This window comes from Flavobacterium sp. GW821-FHT12A05 (assembly GCF_058807735.1).
Map to the genome: position 1 here is coordinate 328,636 of NZ_JBXAQY010000005.1, position 20,075 is coordinate 348,710.

The 20,075-nt window shown below is 35.0% G+C and carries 12 protein-coding genes and 1 tRNA gene; 7 read left to right on the forward strand and 6 right to left on the reverse strand.

What is annotated here, in order from left to right; all coding sequences use genetic code 11:
* Positions 1-6: 6 nt before the first annotated feature.
* Genes hypB through hypE form a run of 3 tightly spaced genes read left to right on the forward strand, consistent with a single transcriptional unit; the run spans position 7 to position 2,138 of the window.
* Positions 7-879, forward strand: a complete 873-nt coding sequence (gene hypB / locus AC1RRQ_RS13715) for a hydrogenase nickel incorporation protein HypB (protein ID WP_493023599.1) — start codon at positions 7-9, stop codon at positions 877-879.
* A gap of 2 nt (positions 880-881) precedes the next feature.
* Positions 882-1,118: a HypC/HybG/HupF family hydrogenase formation chaperone gene (locus AC1RRQ_RS13720; RefSeq protein ID WP_493023600.1), complete on the forward strand. Its 237-nt coding sequence runs from the start codon at positions 882-884 to the stop codon at positions 1,116-1,118.
* A gap of 9 nt (positions 1,119-1,127) precedes the next feature.
* Entirely contained in the window at positions 1,128-2,138 is a 1,011-nt protein-coding gene (hypE, locus tag AC1RRQ_RS13725) for a hydrogenase expression/formation protein HypE (RefSeq protein WP_493023601.1), read from the forward strand.
* Between the two features lie 266 nt (positions 2,139-2,404).
* Here the strand turns inward: hypE and purL are convergent, their stop codons facing one another.
* From purL to AC1RRQ_RS13745, 4 genes are all read right to left on the reverse strand, one after another.
* Positions 2,405-6,076, reverse strand: a complete 3,672-nt coding sequence (gene purL / locus AC1RRQ_RS13730; protein ID WP_493023602.1) for a phosphoribosylformylglycinamidine synthase — start codon at positions 6,074-6,076, stop codon at positions 2,405-2,407.
* A 211-nt stretch (positions 6,077-6,287) separates the two neighbouring features.
* Complete coding sequence (locus tag AC1RRQ_RS13735) at positions 6,288-8,132, reverse strand: endonuclease (protein ID WP_493023603.1); 1,845 nt, start codon at positions 8,130-8,132, stop codon at positions 6,288-6,290.
* 229 nt (positions 8,133-8,361) lie between these two features.
* Entirely contained in the window at positions 8,362-10,215 is a 1,854-nt protein-coding gene (locus AC1RRQ_RS13740; protein ID WP_493023604.1) for an endonuclease, read from the reverse strand.
* Between the two features lie 192 nt (positions 10,216-10,407).
* Positions 10,408-11,919: a hypothetical protein gene (locus AC1RRQ_RS13745; protein WP_493023605.1), complete on the reverse strand. Its 1,512-nt coding sequence runs from the start codon at positions 11,917-11,919 to the stop codon at positions 10,408-10,410.
* 275 nt (positions 11,920-12,194) lie between these two features.
* Between AC1RRQ_RS13745 and AC1RRQ_RS13750 the strand changes: the two genes are divergently transcribed.
* The 4 genes from AC1RRQ_RS13750 (at position 12,195) to AC1RRQ_RS13765 (ending at position 14,694) form a co-directional block, all read left to right on the forward strand.
* Positions 12,195-12,626 carry a PaaI family thioesterase gene (locus tag AC1RRQ_RS13750; RefSeq protein ID WP_493023606.1) on the forward strand — a complete coding sequence of 144 codons (432 nt, stop codon included), beginning with the start codon at positions 12,195-12,197 and terminating at the stop codon, positions 12,624-12,626.
* Positions 12,627-12,631: 5 nt separating this feature from the next.
* Positions 12,632-13,711: a chorismate-binding protein gene (locus AC1RRQ_RS13755; protein ID WP_493023607.1), complete on the forward strand. Its 1,080-nt coding sequence runs from the start codon at positions 12,632-12,634 to the stop codon at positions 13,709-13,711.
* A 115-nt stretch (positions 13,712-13,826) separates the two neighbouring features.
* On the forward strand, positions 13,827-14,543 hold the full coding sequence (bshB1, locus tag AC1RRQ_RS13760) for a bacillithiol biosynthesis deacetylase BshB1 (RefSeq protein WP_493023608.1): 717 nt from the start codon (positions 13,827-13,829) through the stop codon (positions 14,541-14,543).
* Positions 14,544-14,620: 77 nt separating this feature from the next.
* Positions 14,621-14,694: transfer RNA gene (locus AC1RRQ_RS13765), tRNA-His, on the forward strand.
* A 291-nt stretch (positions 14,695-14,985) separates the two neighbouring features.
* Here AC1RRQ_RS13765 and ypfJ read toward each other — a convergent pair.
* Together ypfJ and AC1RRQ_RS13775 are read right to left on the reverse strand one after the other, a co-directional pair.
* Positions 14,986-15,834: a KPN_02809 family neutral zinc metallopeptidase gene (gene ypfJ, locus AC1RRQ_RS13770; protein ID WP_493023609.1), complete on the reverse strand. Its 849-nt coding sequence runs from the start codon at positions 15,832-15,834 to the stop codon at positions 14,986-14,988.
* A gap of 92 nt (positions 15,835-15,926) precedes the next feature.
* Entirely contained in the window at positions 15,927-19,979 is a 4,053-nt protein-coding gene (locus tag AC1RRQ_RS13775) for a PAS domain S-box protein (protein WP_493023610.1), read from the reverse strand.
* Positions 19,980-20,075: the final 96 nt, after the last annotated feature.

Here is a 20,075-nt window from a genome sequence, read left to right on the forward strand (position 1 = left end):
ATAATTATGTGTACCACTTGCGGATGCAGTTCTGATGAAAACGAAATAAGATTTACCAAAATAGGAGAGAAGCATTCTCATTCTCATTTTGGACATCATCATCATCATCATCATCATCACGATCATGAAGATCATCATCATGACCATCACCACGATCACGATCACGAGCATGATGACCACGATCACCACCATCATCATCATGATCATTCGCACAGTCATTCTCATGAAATAAATATTGTGCAGCTTGAAAAAGATATATTATACAAAAATCAACTGACTGCGGAGCGAAACAGAGGTTTCTTTGAAGCTTTGAATATTTTCTCAATCAATTTAGTGAGTTCACCGGGTTCTGGTAAGACTTCTTTATTAGAAAGAACAATTGCTGATTTGAAAGATAAAATGGCTTTTTCGGTAATCGAAGGAGACCAGCAGACTACCAATGATGCCGACAGAATTCATAAATTGAATGTTCCCGTAATCCAGATTAATACAGGGAAAGGCTGCCATTTAGACAGCGAAATGATTGCAAGAGCGGTGAAAGAACTGAAACCTGTTTCCGATTCTGTTTTAATGATCGAAAATGTTGGGAATCTGGTTTGTCCGGCCATGTTTGATTTAGGAGAATTAAAACGAGTGGTGATTATATCCGTTACGGAAGGCGAGGATAAACCGCTTAAATATCCTGATATGTTTTCAGGATCGCAAATCTGCCTGATCAACAAAATTGATTTATTGCCTTACTTGAAGTTTGATTTGGAAAAACTAAAAGAATACGCAAGAAAAGTAAATCCACATTTGACTTTCTTTGAAGTTTCTGCAGCATCAGGCGAAGGCTTAACTGCCTGGTACGATTTTTTAACGCAATCTATAAAAAAATAAATATGTGTTTAGCAGTTCCCGGCCGACTTGAAAAGGTCACAATAGAACTTGATGAAACTTTTAGAATTGGAGAGGTCTCTTTTGAAGGGATTATTAAAGAAGTCAATCTGGCTCTTGTTCCAGAGGCTAAAACTGGCGATTATCTTTTGGTTCATGTAGGTGCAGCTATTGGTATTATTGATGAAGCCGAAGCCAAAAGAACAATGGAGATTCTAAAAGAAATGGGCGAAGAGATTTAATATTTTAAAATGGAAAAAACATCTGAAGTGATTCACCTACACCACGGAAGCGGTGGTGAACACATGACTAAATTACTCAATGAGGTAATTTTTAAGATCTTAAAAAATGATATTTTAGAAGTCCGCCACGATGGTGCATTTTTTAATTTAAGTGGAAATCTGGCTTTTTCAACCGATAGCTATGTTATTTCTCCAGTATTTTTTAAAGGAGGAAATATTGGCGAACTTGCAGTAAATGGTACCGTAAATGATCTTTCGATGTGCGGTGCAGTTCCAAAATATCTTTCGCTGGCCTTAATTATAGAAGAAGGTTTTAGCTTAGCAGAATTTACAGAAATTATCATATCTATAAAAAGAGCAGCCGATAAAGCTAATGTCAAAATTGTGACTGGAGACACAAAGGTTGTTGAAAGAGGAAAAGGCGATAAAATTTATATCAATACTTCCGGAATTGGAATTATTCATGAAAAAGCAGCCATCAAATCTCAAAATATTAAAGAGAATGATGTTTTAATCATAAATGGAGCCATAGCTTCGCACGGAATGGCGATTATGTCTGAACGTGAAGGATTAGAATTTGACAGCGATATTTTAAGCGATACCACTAATTTAAACCATATAGTGGCAGAGCTAATAGAACAGTTTGGAGATAAAATTCATTTTTTACGAGATGCAACCCGTGGCGGATTAGCTTCGGTTTTACATGAAATATCGACAGAAATTAATTTAGGGATTTCACTTTTTGAAGAAAATATAAAAGTAGAAAATCAGGTAAAAAGTGCCTGTGAGCTGTTAGGATTAGATCCGCTCTATGTTGCAAATGAGGGGATTTTTGTTTGCATAGCAGCGTCCGAAATTAAAGATGAGGTATTGAGAATTCTACAAAAAGTAAATCCAAACGCATCAGAAATTGGTTTTGTTACTACTGAACATCCTTCCAAAATAATTATAGAAAGTTCTTTTGGAGGTAAAAGGGTTGTGAATCCTTTAGTAGGAGAGCAATTGCCGAGAATTTGTTGATTTTTTTATGAAGGTTTTTTCGCCACGAATTCCACGAATTAGCACGAATTAGCACGAATTAGCACGAATTTTTTATTTGTAATCTTAAAAAATAGCCACAGATTAAAGATTAAAATGATTTTCCTCTACAGGTAAAAATAATCTGTGATAATTTGTGAAATCTGTGGCGAAAAAAAGAAAGACCTGTGTAAATCCTTTTCATCCGTAAAATCCGTGGGCCAAAAAAAACGCCCGATAATTTCGGGCGCTTAAGTAAAAATATATTCTTAGATTTTCTCAATCCATTTTCTTGCATTAACAAAAGCTTCATGCCAAGGCGAAACTTCGTCGTTTCTGTCTTTTGGATAATGAGCCCAGTTCCATTGGAAAGTAGAACGCTCAATATGAGGCATCATAACCAAATGTCTTCCGGTTTTATCACACATCATTGCGGTGTTATAATCAGATCCGTTAGGGTTTGCAGGATAACCTTCGTAAGCATATTTAGAAACAATGTTGTATTGGTCTTCAGAATATGGCAATTTGAATTTACCTTCTCCGTGAGAAACCCAAACTCCTAAAGTGCTTCCTGCCAATGTTGACAGCATAACAGAGTTGTTTTCCTGAACTTTTACTGATGTAAAGATGCTTTCGTGTTTCTGACTTTCGTTATGAAGCATTTTTCCGTGAATTTCATGCTCTGGATTAATCACTTCAAGTTCCATAAACAACTGACATCCGTTACAGATTCCAACAGATAAAGTATCTTCTCTTTTAAAGAAATTATCTAAAGCTGTTTTTGCTTTTTCGTTGTATAAGAAAGCTCCTGCCCAGCCTTTAGCAGAACCTAAAACATCTGAGTTAGAGAATCCGCCGACAGCACCAATAAACTGAATATCTTCAAGCGTTTCACGACCCGAAATTAAATCCGTCATGTGAACGTCTTTTACATCAAAACCTGCCAAGTACATAGCATTTGCCATTTCACGTTCAGAATTACTTCCTTTTTCACGAATAATAGCTGCTTTTGGTCTTGGTTTCGAAGCATCGATTACAGGTTTTTTTCCTGTAAAATGTGCAGGGAAAGTATAGTTTAAAACCTGATTTTTATAGTTTTCAAAACGTGCCTGAGCTCTTCCATTTTTAGATTGTTTTTGATCTAATAAATAAGAAGTTTCGAACCAAATGTCTCTATACTTCGCAATATCCAAATTATAAATTCCAAATTCCAAACTTGGTGTGCTTTGAACTGTACCTAATTTGAAGAATTCGATATTATTTGCATTCAATTTAGCTTCAACAGCTGCATCAGATTTTGCCTGGAATACAATTCCGATGTTTTCTGCGAAAAGGATTTTCAATACGTCTTTTTCCGCGAAAGCGCTGAAATCAATTTTAGCTCCAAGGTTTACGTCAGCAAAACACAATTCTAATAAAGTAGTGATTAAACCACCGCTTCCGATATCGTGTCCGGCTAAAATTTGGCTTTCGCCGATTAATTCCTGGATTGTATTAAATGCATTTTTGAAGAAAGAAGCATTTTTAATCGTAGAAGTTTCGTTTCCGATTGTGTTTCTGATTTGTGCAAAAGATGAACCTCCTAATTTGAAATCATCCTGAGACAAATTGATATAATAAATAGAATCTCCGTTTTTCTGTAAAACCGGTTCCACTACTTTTCTAATATCAGTACAGTTTCCTCCAGCAGAAATAATAACCGTTCCCGGCGCGATTACTTCGTCGTTTGGATATTTTTGTTTCATCGAAAGTGAATCTTTTCCTGTCGGAATGTTGATTCCTAATTCGATTGCAAATTCTGAACAGCCTTCAACAGCAGCATATAAACGAGCGTCTTCACCTTCGTTTTTACAAGCCCACATCCAGTTAGCAGATAATGAAATACCTTTTAAACCATCTTTAATTGGCGCCCAAACAATGTTTGATAACGATTCTGCAATAGCATTTCTGCTTCCTGCAACCGGATCAATCAAAGCAGCAATAGGAGCGTGTCCAATAGAAGTTGCAATACCTTCTTTTCCTAAATAATCCAGAGCCATAACCCCAACGTTATTCAAAGGCAATTGTAAAGGTCCTGCGTTTTGTTGTTTAGCTACTTTTCCACCAACACAACGGTCAACTTTGTTTGTTAACCAGTCTTTTGAAGCAACAGCCTCTAAACGTAAAACGTTTTTTAAATAACTTTCAAAATCATTTGCTGAATAAGCGACATCAGCATATTTTCTGACGATAGTTTTATCAGTCATAACCGTTTTTGGAGAACTTCCGAAGAAATCTTCTAAAGCATAATCCATCGGTTTTAAACCTGTAGTTTTTGATTCGAATGTAAAACGGTGATCTCCCGTAACATCTCCAACCTGATACATTGGCGAACGCTCTCTGTCGGCGATTCTTTGTAAAGTATCAATATCTTTTTGACCAATAACCAATCCCATTCTTTCCTGAGATTCGTTACCAATAATTTCTTTTGCCGAAAGCGTTGGATCTCCAACTGGTAATTTGTCTAAATCGATTAAACCTCCAGTTTCTTCCACTAATTCAGAAAGACAGTTTAAGTGTCCTCCAGCTCCGTGATCGTGAATAGAAACAATTGGGTTATTGTCGCTTTCTACTAAACCACGAATGGCATTAGCAGCACGTTTTTGCATTTCAGGGTTTGAACGCTGAATGGCATTTAACTCGATTCCTGAACCAAAAGCTCCGGTATCTGCAGATGAAACCGCAGCACCACCCATTCCAATTCTATAATTTTCTCCTCCAAGAATTACGATTTTATCGCCTTCTTGTGGTTTCTTTTTAATTGATTGATCCAGTTTTCCGTATCCAATTCCACCTGCCTGCATGATTACTTTATCGTAACCAATTTTACGGTCATTTTCTGAATGTTCGAAAGTTAAAACTGAACCTGTAATAAGCGGCTGTCCAAATTTATTTCCGAAATCAGAAGCTCCATTTGAAGCTTTGATCAAAATATCCATTGGCGTTTGGTACAACCATTTTCTTTCTTCCATTGCATTTTCCCAACTCCTGTCATCCTGAGCGGAGTCGAAGGACTTTAAACGAGAATATGAAGTCATATAAACTGCAGTTCCTGCTAATGGCAATGATCCTTGCCCTCCAGCTAAACGGTCACGAATTTCTCCTCCAGAACCTGTTGCAGCTCCGTTGAAAGGCTCAACTGTTGTTGGGAAATTGTGTGTTTCGGCTTTTAATGAGATAACAGAATCAAATTCTTTAATTTCATAAAAATCAGGTTTGTCTGCTGATTTTGGTGCAAATTGCTGCACTTTTGGTCCTTTTACAAAAGCAACGTTGTCTTTGTAAGCAGACACAATATCGTTAGGATTTTCCTGTGATGTTTTTTTGATTAATTTAAAAAGAGAAGTCTCTTTTTCTTCACCATCAATAACAAAAGTTCCGTTGAAAATTTTGTGACGGCAGTGCTCTGAGTTAGCTTGAGAGAAAGCGAAAATTTCAGAATCAGTTAACTTTCTTCCTAATTTTACGGCTAGATTATCTAAATAATCAACTTCTTCCTGGCTTAAAGCTAAACCTTCTACTTTATTATAAGTTGCGATATCATCAATTTCCAAAATTGGTTCAGGCTGAATGTTGATTGTGAAGATTTCCTGATCTAATTGAGTGAATTTTTGAAAAAGCATCGGATCAAAATCAGTAAAATCTTCCGTTGCCGGATGAAATTCTTCAATTCTGATAATGCCCGGAATACCCATATTTTGAGTAATTTCTACAGCATTTGTACTCCAAGGTGTGATCATAGTGGCGCGTGGACCAACAAAAAAATCCGTCAGTGCGGATTTTTCGATCTTATTCGAGTCGGCAAAAAGCCAGTTTAATTTTGAAATGTCTTGAGCTGAAATTTCGTTTTGCGTTTGTACGGCAAAAACAGTTTTGCTTTGGTTTTCAAAGAAATGGATCATTGTGATGTGTAGTTTGTTGTATTGAGCTGCAAATTTAGTTTAAATAAATAGTAAGCGCAAATTTGATAACAAACTCTTTTAAAAAAAATGATGTTGCTTTGAAAAGGGATTGAATTTTAAGGATTTTGTATTTAATCTCGCAAAGCTGCTGAGACGCAAAGTTTTTTTTTTCACGCTCCCGATAGCTATCGGGAGTGTGAAAAAAATATTTTTAGTTGATGACTATTTTTTTAATAATCGTTTTTGAATCTTTTTCGATTTTAAGAACATAAATACCGCTCGAAAGATGATTCACTGAAATGACAGGATCTGTGGTATTTTGTTTTTCGTAAACTTTTTGTCCCGTAAAAGAAAGTATTTCTACCGAATAAGGAGAATTTGAATTGTCTAAAACCACATTAAACAGCCCGTTTGAAGGATTAGGAAAAACAACAATCTCATCTGAAAGTTCTACAATTTCTTCTTCAGTCGGCTGTACTTTTTTGCTTCCTAAATTGTTACAAGTATCTTGTGAAAACGAATCCCATTGAGCACTCAAATTGAAAGTGCTGCTTGGGGAAGTCACAGTCGATTTTCTTCTTAAAGTTACATCGGCGGCAAAATTGGCTGTTCCGCCATTAAAAGTTCCAATGATGTCAATTAGAACTCCATTCTTGAATAAACCTACAGCATCATTTCCGTTAAAAGTCAATTCGGTTGCAGTGGTCGAAATATTGGCTCCACTTGTAGAATAACAAGCTGAAGACATAGAACTGTTTACAATTACAAACTTACTTCCTGTTGTTAATGTTCCAGTTAAAGCCAATCCGGTGCTCCAGGAACCTGCGCCATTGGTTTGTTTTTTTATCGTATAAGCAGATAAAGTAACAGAACTTCCGGTATTGTTGGCGATTTCTAAAGCTTTATTGTTTCCAGAACCTTCTATGTATTCAGAGAAAAGCAAATCTGTAGCTGTTCCGGTTCCGCTGCTGTCGGTTGTAACCGAAATGGTGTTGCTTGAAGAAGAAGCATTTCCTGCAGCATCTTTCGCTTTTACATAAATAGAATAAGCAGTCGAAGCGGTTAAACCCGTAATAGTAGTTGTTGTACCCGAAACAGTGGTTTTGTAGGCGCTGTTGGCATAAATATCATAACCTGTAACGGCAACATTATCTGTAGAAGCATTCCACGCAAGTGTAATCGAAACAGCTGTTTTTGAAGTCGAAGCTAAACTCGCTGGTGCAGTTGGTGCCTGAGTATCTGTAGAAGATGTTCCTCCCCAAATTTGATTTACATATTCCGGATGATCGATAAACGGATTTCTATTATTTTGACGAGCATAAATCGCATTGTTTCTCGCAATTTCTCTTGCACTAACAGGATCTTGCGCATGCCAGGCCAAAAGAACATTTAAAAAAGCTGTGGTAAAAACTTGGTTGCTAGAACCATTAAACATAGCATAAGAATAACCGGCAACGGTGTTTTCATATCGTGTTGCAAAATAAAAATACATTCGGGCAATATCACCTTTAAAGGCATTAATAGGTTCGAAAACAGTTCCTGAATATCCTGAAACCGAGCTTGATCCTAATTTACTTCCGTTTTGAGAAGTGTAAGTTGCGGAGCTTACTGTTCCGTGTGGATAATTAGAACGTATTCCGTTTACTTTTCCATCGGTTGGAGTAATGAAATGGGCATCGGCAACCATTGGAGATTGTTCATTAAAAACCGACTGTGGAATAATGTGTTCTCTGTTATAACAATCACCTTCTACAGAATAACTCCCACATCGTTGGGCTGTTCCTGTTGTATAGGTATAAGGATCTGTTCCTGATGGATTTTCAGAATACATGTCCAGGATTGTTCCGTCGTTTTCATAAAAGTTATCAACGTCAGAAGTAAGGTAGGTCGTGTATAAACCGGCATAACCATTATTGGTGTGGTCTTTAATAATATTATACAATTGCGTTTTTAAGGTGTAACCTGTTCCGGTTGCGGCATTGTAATAACCAGAAGGAATTTGAGCAAAGCCAATGCTGAAAGACAGCAATAACAGTAAAAAGTAGTTTTTTTTCATAAATAATAGTTTAAGATTTGGGTGTTAATTACGTTTTTAAGAATCTGATTTTTAGAAATTTAAAAATGTATTGTAGCAAATCTACTACTTTTATAAATACGCTGCGTTAAGCAATGTTTAATTCTGGATATATTTTCTTACGAGTGGTTTTTTTATATAAAATCCCACAGAGACATGATTTTAACAATCATAGTCTTTGCGGGAGATTTATTAAGGTGAAACAGCTTTATTAGTTGATAATTATTTTTTTACTGCTTGCTTTTGAGCCTTGAGTAATACGTACAATATAAATTCCTTTTTGAAGATTATTTACGTTTATGGATGAATTAGTAGTGTTTTTTTGTGAGAAAATGCTTTGTCCTAAAATTGATAATATTTCAATATTTGAAGCTTCGTTGGAATCTTTAAGCTGAATAGTAAAATGACCATTTGAAGGATTTGGATAAATTGAAAACACATTAGATTCAAAATCTCCAGTTCCTAAATTCGCTAAACTGTGGCTTCCTAATCCGCTGCAAGTGTCTTTAGGGTAGACATCCCATTCTGCAGCTTTATTAAAAGTAGTGTTTGGCGAAGAAATCGTTGGTTTTCTTCTTAAAGTTTCGTCAATAGAAAAGTTAGCAGTATTGCCTAAAGTACCAATTATATCGATTAAAACATCATTTTTAAATAATCCAACAGGATCATTTCCGTTAAACTGAAGTTCCGTTGCGCCGCTTGATAGATTAGCGTTTGCCGGAGTAAAACAAGTTGCAGCACCCTGATTGTATGCTATTACATATGATGCTCCATGAGCTAATGTTCCTGTTAATGAAAGTCCGGAAGTTGATGTCCACGGCCCGGCACCGTTAACCTGCTTTTTGATGGCGTATTTAGTTAAATCGACTGTGTTTCCTGTGAAATTTGAAATTTCGAGATATTTATTGTTACCAGAACCTTCAATGTATTCTGTGAAGAAAATTTCATTAGTAATTGTACCACCTCCTCCAGAAGATGCTTCAGTTGTATCTCCATTTACAGAGGTACTTTGAGGTGATAAATTATTTGATGTGTCTTTTGCAACTACATAAAAAGAGTATGTTGTAGATGGTGTTAATCCTGATATTACAGCAGTTGTGCCTGTTGCATTTTGTTTAAAAACATTATTTACGTAAATCGCATAAGCTGCGATCCCTACATTGTCGATCGAAGCCGACCAGCTTAAACTTATTGAGTTTGAAGTACTTTGGGTAACCGTTAAGTTTAGAGGTGTAGTTGGCGGTGTAGTATCATCTGATTCAGTGGTCCAGATTTGATTTACATATTCTGGATGGTCGATAAATGGATTTCGGTTGTTTTGGCGAGTATAAATCGCATTGTTGCGTTCTATTTCTCTCGGGCTTACGGGATCTTGTGTATGCCAGGCTAAAAGAATATTTAAGAAAGCTGCTGTAAAAACCTTATTTGAAGTTCCGTTAAACATTGGATATGAATATCCGGCAATTGTGTTTTCATATCGTGTTGCAAAATAAAAATACATTCTTGCAATGTCGCCCTTAAATTCATCAATTGGTTCGAAAACAATTCCTGAATATCCTGCAGTAGAATTTGTCCCTAATTTGCTTCCATTTAAAGAAGTATAAGTTGGATTATTTACAACGCCATGAGGATAATTTGAGCGCATTCCGTTTACTTTTCCATCTGTTGGCGTAATAAAATGAGCATCTGCTACCATTGGTGATTTTTCATCAAATACAGATTGTGGAATAATGTGCTCCCTATTGTAACAATCACCTTCCTTAACATAATTACCGCATCTTTGAGTAGCAGCAATACTGTAAGTATAAGGATCTGTTCCTGATGGATTTTCAGAATACATATCTAAAACCGAACCATCATTTTCATAAAAATGATCAAGATCTGATGTAGCATATGTTACATAGAGTCCGCCATATCCGTTGTCTGTGTGGCCTTTAATAATATTATACAATTGTGTTTTTAATGTATAACCAGTCCCAGTTGCTGTATCGTAATATCCGGTTGGAATTTGTGCAAAGGCTGATGTAAAAATCAGGAAAAAAAGAAAAAAGTAGTTTTTTTTCATAAATAAGCAGGTTGAAATTGCGACTTAAAGTCTTAAAATGAATATGTTTAATTCTTAGGGCAAGATTACAGTTTTAAAGAAAAAAACGTGTTAAGTGATGATTATGTTTTGGTTTTAAACATAAGATGCAGACTCTGATAACAAAAAGTCTGCGTTGACAATTTCAAAAAAGCTTATTTAGACCTCCTAATTTTATTTAGAGGGAAAATCTTTACTTTGATAAGCACCCAAATCTGGTGGAGAAGTTCTTGTAATTCCTAAAATATCCTGCGGAATTATATAGGCCGGATTTCCTTTCGCGAAAGCGGCAGAAGTTTTATCGATGTTCAATTGATTTTTAGAAACATTATAATACTTCGGGTTTTCATTTAAAATAATCTGATTGTAATGTTCTGTATCGGTTTTAAACTGATAATTAGGATTTGTTGAACTGCCGAATTTCAGCAGACAATTGTTTAACTGATACACAAATGCTGCATTTGTATTTTTGTTTAAATTCAACTCATTGGTGCTGGAACCGTAAATAATGCAATTATTGAAAGTTGCATTCGTGAGCGGATTCGTTTCGGGAGTTTTGCCTGCTAAACTATTACTCAAGTTAACGGCAAAATTTGAACTATTTGACCAGCTGTTATTAAAAGTACAATGTGCAAAATTATAATTACCGCCATACACACAAGATAAACTGGCTATTCCGGCATAATTAATCACGATGTTTTCGCCAATAATATGCGTATTTTGAGCTAAAATTCCGTATTCGGCACAATTGTAAATCTGCGTGTTTTTGATTTCAACGGTATTAAATGGATTTTGAAAATCTAAGCCTGTAATCGCATTTTTTAGGGTTAAATGATTGATGGAATGATTGGCGCTTCCGTTAGAAAAAATAACCGATTTCCATTGTCCCGGAATATCTGAGTAAAGCGATTCTAAACGATCGCCTTCAAAAATAACCTCGTTTTCGAGTTTGTCGGTTGTAGATACTGCTCCGTTAATTTGAAGAGAAGCTTTGTCGCCAACGTATAAACCTGATCCGGCATGAAAATGAACTCTTGTTCCGGCTTGAAAAGTTACCGTTTTGTTTTCTGGAACTCCCGCATAACCGTAAATTACGTATGGTTTTTGTTTGGTAAAAATGAGTTCATTTCCGTTTTCAGGATCGCTTTCGTTAAGATAAAATCCGTCAACATCTTTACCGTCAATTTTGATTTTTTCTTTTGTTCCGTCAGCATTTTGTTTTGGGAATAAAAAAACAGCATCCTGAATCAGGGTTACCAATGCTACTTGCTGCAAATTGGCGCCGCTGTCAAACTGAATTTCATCGGTATACAGAAAATCTGTTGGGTCAGCATCAGTAATATCAGCTGTTGTTTCAATAAAAATGTACAAACTGTCTTTGGCTAAAAGCGTAACATCTTTAAAAATCTTTCCGTTATTGCCGTTCATTCCGTCAACGGTCATTCGGTATTTTGAGTTCAATCCTTTTTTAAGCTGTATAATTGGAATCGAAATGTCTTTTTTGCTTCGGTTATAAACTTTAAGCTGATAGGTGCTTGAACCAATATTTTTAAAAACGGTATCAAGATAAACAGTGTCTTTTGAAAACTTTAAATTTCCGGAACTGGCAACAGTATCAAAATCAGTTCTACAAGAACTAAACGCTAGAATTATTCCGAAAATAAAGAGTATAAAGTACTGACGCATTTAAATAGTTTTTTTAGCCACAGATTAAAAGGATTGAAAAGATTTTTTTTCGCTTAGAATTTTACAAATTGAATTAAAATTTGCGGCTATATTTTAAATTCTTTTAATCTGTGCAATCTGTGGCAAAAAATAATCCAGCCAAAGATTGATTTTGATTGTTTTTGTAAAAATAGCAAAAAACTGACAAGTTTATAAATGATTTTTAATTTTAGAATTGGATTTTCGAATTTGTATCTCATCTTTTCTTTAATTTTACGATTTTAAAGTCCATTTTAATGAATTACACAAAAGAACAGATTTTAGCGCGCTGCAATGAGTTTTCTAAAAACACATTAATGGAAACGCTGAAAATAGAATATATCGATGCTGGAGAAGATTTTTTAACTGCAAAAATGCCAGTAAATCCTAGCGTTCATCAGCCAATGGGATTATTACACGGAGGAGCTTCAGTAGCTTTGGCAGAAAGTGTAGGAAGTGCGGCTTCTTTCTTTTTTATTAACCCAAAAGAGCAGGAAGTACGCGGAATCGAAATCTCGGCAAATCATTTAAGAAGTATTCGTGAAGGTGTTGTTTTTGGCACAGCCAGAATTATTCACAAAGGCCAAAGCCTTCATCTTTGGGAAATTAAGATTACAGACGAAGCAGGAAATTTAATTTCGCTTTGCAAACTGACGAATATGGTTTTGGAGAAAAAGAAAACAGAATAAGGGACATGAATAATTTTTTCTCAAAAACAAAACAACATTACAATCAAAACTTACCTTTTGTAATTTATTCAAAGCCTAATACTTCTAGTGTTTTTGGACTTTTACAGCAAAATAATACACTGCACAAAATCTCAGATTACAGCGAAAAAGGATTTGTTTTTGCTTCTTTTGATGAAAAAGAGCTGGTGCTGATTCCTGAAAATGAATCGGAAATTATTACTGCCGAGAAAGAAAGCACGGCTTTTGAATCTTTTGAAACGGATGATTTGCATTTTGATGCCGAAGCTAAAATTCAGTACGAAGACTTAGTTTCTAAAGGAATTGAAGCCATTAAAAATGACGAATTCAAAAAAGTAGTTTTATCCCGAAGCGAAAAAGCAGCTTTGTCTGAATTTGATTTCATTGAAACTTTTCAGCATTTGGTGCAGTTATATCCAACCACTTTTTGTTACTGCTTTTTTCATCCTCAAATCGGACTTTGGATGGGCGCAACACCGGAACAACTTTTAAAAGCCAACGGAAATGTTTTTGAAACTACCGCTTTGGCCGGGACACAAAAAGCAGATTTAGAAACGGAAATTCGCTGGGAGCAAAAGGAAAAAGACGAACAGCAATATGTAACCGATTTTATTGTAAAGCGTTTACGCGAAGTGGCTAATTCGGTTGTAGTGACGGAACCCTATAGTTTAAAAGCCGGATCGATCTGGCATATTAAAACGGATATTTCGGGAGTTTTGAATGAAAATTCAACTCTTGAAGAAGTAATTGATACGCTTCATCCAACGCCGGCGGTTTGTGGTTTACCAAAGAAAAAAGCAAAAGCGTTTATTATAGAAAACGAAAATTACGATCGTACTTTTTATACGGGTTTTTTAGGCGAATTAAACAGCAGTTTTGCTAATGAATCTGTGAGTTCTGATTTATTCGTAAATTTACGAAGCATGCAGATCCAGAATAAAACAGCGATTTTATATATGGGATGCGGTATTACAAAAGAAAGTATCCCGGAAAAAGAATGGGAGGAAAGCGTCAATAAATCAATGACGATGAAAAGAGTTCTTAGAGTTATTAGTTATGAGTTATGAGTTATGAGTTATGAGTTTTCAGTCGCAGTCGCAGTTTGCAGTTATGGAGACTGGATACTGAGACTAAACTTGAAACTTTAAACCTGAAACCTGAAATAAAACAAACAAAAAAAAAATGAAATTAGATATATTAGCCTTTGGTGCACATCCGGATGATGTAGAATTGGGTTGTGCCGGAACAATTTTAAAAGAAGTTTCCCTTGGGAAAAAAGTAGGTATTGTTGATTTAACGCGCGGCGAATTAGGAACGCGCGGAACGGCTGAAACCAGAGATCAGGAAGCGAAAGATGCAGCAAAGATTTTAGGGGTTTTGGTTCGTGAGAATCTGGGCTTACGTGATGGTTTTTTTGTGAATGACGAAAAACACCAGTTAGAGGTTATAAAAATGATTCGTAAATACAAGCCGGAAATCGTATTGTGTAATGCAGTTGATGACCGTCATATCGATCACGGAAAAGGAAGCAAATTAGTCTCTGATTCTTGTTTTTTGTCAGGTTTGATGAAAATTGAAACGTTTATCGATGGAGAGAAACAAGAAGCGTGGAGACCAAAAGTAGTATACCATTATATTCAGTGGAAAAACCTGGAGCCAGACTTTGTAGTCGATATTACAGGTTTTGAAGAAAAAAAGATCGAAGCGGTTATGGCTTATAAAACGCAATTTTATGATCCAAACTCAAAAGAACCTGCTACGCCAATTACAAGTAAGAACTTTATGGAAAGCTTAAATTATCGTGCGCAGGACTTAGGAAGGTTAGTTGGGAAAGATTTTGCCGAAGGTTTTACTGTTGAAAGATGTTTGGCTGTCAATAGTTTAGAAAATTTGATGTAATTTTCATGAAAATTTTTCATTTTTTTCTTTGTAGAACTGAACCTTTGTTCTATATTTGCACTCGCTAAGCAAAAATGGTGGTTGTAGCTCAGCTGGTTAGAGTAGCGGTTTGTGGTGCCGCGGGTCGCCGGTTCGAACCCGGTCAGCCACCCAGAAATTTAAAGCCTTGAAGAAATTCAAGGCTTTTTTTGTGCGCTTATTTTTTTTGAACCATATAAGTGATTTAAGATTAAGCTGGGATCTATTGGAAATTTAAGTAAGATCAAAAAGTTTTTATGAGTAAATATTTTTATTTGATGCGAAGGCTCCAGCCGAGCATTTTCCATCATCCGGTTTTAGCTTTGCGAGATTTTGGAATTTTATATTTAAAAATATTGGAAATTAAAAAAGCACAACTGCTAAGTTGTGCTTTTTTTGGCGGTTATTATATTTGGTTTATTTATTATCTAATTTCGTCAAAAGTAGTTCCTTGTTTGATGTCTCCGGTTTTAAAGCCTTTTTTAAACCAATACATTCTTTGTTCAGATGTTCCGTGTGTAAAAGAGTCAGGAACAATTTGTCCCTGCATTTTGCTTTGAATAGCGTCGTCTCCCACAGCATTTGCAGCACTTAAAGCTTCTTCGATATCTCCGGTATCTAAGTTCTTCTCGTTATAATGTGCCCAAACTCCGGCATAAAAATCAGCCTGAAGTTCTAAAGCAACCGAAAGTTTATTGGCTTCGGCCTGGCTTTTTCCTTCTTGTTCCTGATGCATTTTTGCCGATGTTCCTAAAAGTGTCTGAACGTGGTGTCCAATCTCATGTGCTATTACGTAGGCAATGGCAAAATCGCCGCCTTTGGCACCAAATTTTGTTTTAAGTTCTTCAAAGAACCCTAAATCCATATATACCTTTTGATCTGCGGGACAATAAAAAGGCCCGGATGCAGATGAAGCTCCTCCGCATGAAGTTTGAACAGAACCTCTAAAAAGCACCAATTTCGGGTTTTTATACGTCATTCCGTGCTCAGCAAATATTTTCCCCCAGATGTCTTCATTATCGGCTAAAACAACTCTTACAAACTGGCCCATTTCTTCATCTTCCTTGCTTAATGGCGCAGCTGCTTCCGTTTGAGTTTGTCCGCCTTGCATTTGTTCTAAAACAGGAGTGATCAGCTGGGCATTTTCACCACCAAAAACATTTACCAGTAAAATAATAATTCCAATTATTCCGCCTCCAACGGCAACTTTTCCGCCAGATATTGATCTGCGATCTTCAACGTTATCACTTTGTCTTCTGCCTGCCCATTTCATATTTTATTGTTTTTAAGCTTTTTGTATTTATTCTTGTACGAATTTATGTAATTTTTGGCAAATACGTTTAATTTGACCGTATTTAGTTTTAATTATTTTAACCATTTTACCAGAGTTTCTTCTACAGTGCCTTTCATGATTGGTTTTGAAATATAGTCGTCCATTCCAGCCGAAATGCATTTATTCCGCTCTTCTTTTTCAGCACCGGCAGTTACAGCAATAATGGGTATATTTTTCCCAATAAGCGTGTTTCTTATTGCTTTGGTTGTTTCGTAACCATTCATAATTGGCATTTGAATATCCATAAAAACAATAGTTGGCTTAATACTTTCAAATTGTTTTACGGCTTCATAGCCATTTTCGCATTCATGGATATAAGCGTTGCTGTAAAGATTTCGAACTATGGTTTTTAAAAGAAGCATATTCACTTTATTATCTTCCACAATTAAAAAGCGTATGTTTTGATTATCAGGATCGTTAATTACTTCATCATTATTTAAATTAATGCTTTTCAGTTCGGCATTGTATTTTTCGTTAATGCTTTGATTGCTTGTTTTTAAATTCAAATCAAAGAAAAAATTACTTCCTTCACCAATTTTACTTTCCAATTGCAGTCGGCTTTCCATTAAAGCCAAAAGCTGATTTGAAATGGTTAATCCTAAACCGGTTCCTCCAAATTTTCTTGTTGTAGAACTATCAGCCTGCGAAAAAGCTTTAAAAATCTTTTTCTGGTTTTTTTCCATAATTCCTATTCCGGTATCAATTACAGAAAAACGCAGGGTACAAAAGTTGTTTTTTGATTTCGATAAAACCGAAACATTCAATTTTATAGAACCTTGATGGGTAAATTTTACGGCATTCGAAAGCAGGTTTATCAAAATTTGTTTTATTCTTACGATATCGGTCCAAATGTATTTAGGAACATTTTGATCTACATTGAGTTCTAATTGCAGGTTTTTTTGATTGGATTCAAAAACAATCAAATCAAAAACCTGACCCAGTACTTTTTTAATGTCGTATAAATCGATAAAAAGTTCAAGTTTTCCGGCTTCAATTTTAGAAAAATCTAAAATATCATTGATAATCTCCAACAGCGAATGTGCCGATTGGTTAATGGTTGTCATGTATTTCTCCTGAATTTCTTCTAATTCAGTTTTCATCAATAAATGTGTAAAACCTATAATTCCATTAAGCGGCGTCCTGATTTCGTGCGACATATTGGCCAGAAAATCAGATTTTGATTTATTAGCTGCTTCTGCTAATTGTTTGGCTTTAATGGCATCTTCGGTTTCTTTTTTATTGGTGATGTCAAAGTAAATACCGCCCACAAATTCAATTTCATCTCCTTTTTTAATCACGTCGCCAAATTCTTCTACCCAAATATATTCTCCCGTTTTTCGCTTAATACGGTAAATATTATGCAAAGGCATCCCGTTTTGAAGATTATCAATCTGGTTATTAATAACTTCATCACGATCGTCATGGTGAATAAGCGATAAAAAGGAGAGGTTATTTTCTATAAATTCTGCTTTTGAATATCCGGTTAAATTCTGAATTTCATCGTTTAAGAAAATCTTGGTAGAAAAAGCATCAAATTTTGATAAATAAACGGTTCCGGGAATATTGTTGGCAATTAACTTGAATTTTTCTTCGCTTTCAATAATTTTATTTTCGTTTCGGTTTCTTTCTAAAGCCGATGAAATATTATTGGCTAAAACCTGAAAAATATAAATTTCTTCTTCAGACCATTTTCTTTCGTCCGTACAATCATCAAAACCAATAAATCCGGTAAAAATATCGTTGATATAAAGCGGAAGGACTAAAATTGATTTTATTTCATTTTTAATCAAAAGCTGTTTGAAATAGGAATCCTCAAGTTTTCTGGTAAAGGTGTTTACGATTCGTTTGTTTTTTGCGGCTTCAAAAATCTCTTTTAAATTGTCTTCGGTCATGTGGCGCAATGACGTTATTTGATGCGTAACGCCTTGTCTGGACCATTTGTATTTTTGAGAAACGGTATTGGTCGAAAAATCCCTTTCATAATAAAACATATGATCGGCTTTTGATGCTTTTCCAATTAAATCATACGTTTCCTTAAACATTTGCTCAGTCGATTTACTCAGTAAAAATTTCTCTGTACAAAGCGAAAGTGCCGATAAAAGCTGACTTTTAAATTCAAGTCTTCGTTCTGTTTCTAAGCGCATCTGCATAGAAATAGCAAGCGAAATTACGTCTGAAATCGTTCTGGCATAATTAATATCCTCATTATCCCATTCTCTTTGTTCTTCGGTACTTTCAAAACAAACCACACCAGCCAGTTGTCCGCTTAAGAAAATTGGGACATCGAGCATCGATTTAATATGATTTTTGGTGAAATAAAGCTTCTGGAATTCGGATGTTTCCAGTTTATTAAAAACGTCCGGGGCGTTTATAATGGCTTTATTTTTTAAAGTTTCAAAATAAATAGGATACGATTCTTTATCTAAAATGTTCTTGTCATTTAAGTTTTGATTGTCAACGCTGTAAAGGTTTTTACAGGTTATTAAATCCTTATAATATTTCCAAAAACTAACCCGGTTCGATTTGCTTACAATAGAAGCTTCTTTGATAATATAATCGATAACGGTATTTAAATTATCATAAGTGCTAAAATCGGTAGTTGATAATTTTTTGGTTGAATTGTTATACGCTTCAATTTTTTCAAGACGTCTTTTTTTCTCGTTTTCGGCATTTTTAATTTCGGTAATATCTCTTGCAATTCCTGCGAAACCAATGGTTTGGCCTAAATCATTTTTACGGATAATAATTTTTTGTGAAATCCATAATTCCTGTCCGTTTTTCTTTAAAATAGGAAGTTCTATTATGGGAAATTTATTTCCGTTATTTTCAAAATTTTCGTAAAAATCAACGGCACTCATAGAGTAATTTTCATGAATAAAATTCGAATAATGTTTTTCGATTATTTCATTTTCTGTATACCCTAAAAGCGAATACGCAAATTCATTTATAAAAGTAAAATGACCATCGGCATCTACTTCAAAAATAATATCGGTTGCGGTTTGAATTAAGTTTTTATATTGATCCTGAACCAGAATTTGTTCTGTAACATCCTGGCCAATACTGATAATCAAATCATCAGAGAATTTTTTATCTTTCCATTGAATGTATTTGTATTCTCCGTTTTTGCCTTTTAATTTTCGGGTATATACTTTGTTCTCGTGATGGTGTATAGGATGAATATTGGCGGTGTATTTTTCTCCTTTGGTCAGTTTCCAAAAATTAAAACCCATTACATCTTCGGGCTGATATCCTAAAATGGAATATATGGTTTCGCTGCAAAACAAGACTTCGCCTCTTTGATTTGTTGCAATTGTCAGTGAGTTTCCTTTGTGTACAATTTCATTTGTAAACCTAAAATTATCGCGATTGTTTAATAAAACAGCATATTTAACCTGATTGATAATGAAGATTAAAATGCAGAAATTGATTAATAGAATGGATGATTTTAAAGGAATTAGATGATAAGTAACCGTTAAAATCAAAAATAGAAACACAACGGCTACAAATAGCCAGTAAACCTTAATTGGTTTTAGGATGTTATAAGAAAAGAAAAACGAAATTAAAAAGACAATTACAGGAACAACATCATTGGAGAGTGTAACGATATTGTAACCAACATAACTGATGTAGATAAAAAAACTGTATATAAAAATGCGCTGAATCCTGTCGCGAAGCCATTTTATTTTATCTGTTATAACGTAAATTAAAAGTACCGAAAACCCAATGGAAACGTTTATAACCAATAAGCTTTTGGGTCTTATTTTAAAAATTTCATTTATTATTTCGATTACAATTACTGCAATCCCAAAGAATAAAATATAGAGCTGATATTCTCTTTCGACCGTTTCGGCTTCTTTCTTTTTTTCGATGAAATTTCCAATTTTCGCTTTAATCCGAAAAAATTGATAAACGAGTAAAGATAAAAAGCCCAGCAGCGAAAAGCCGAGAACAATAAGTTTAGGATTGTTGAAGAAAATAATGTCGGAGTTGAAAACGTACCAGTTTGTCATAATTGATTTCAGGGTATTGCCAAAGCCGGCAATTCCTGAAACCAATAAATTGAAAAAACTATAGTTTTCTACCATAGAATTTGGGGTATGTTTGGTTTAGTAAATAGTATTTTGAAAATTCTGAAATAGAGTAGGTTAGGCTCTTTTTTTTTATTTCAGAACTTTTCGATT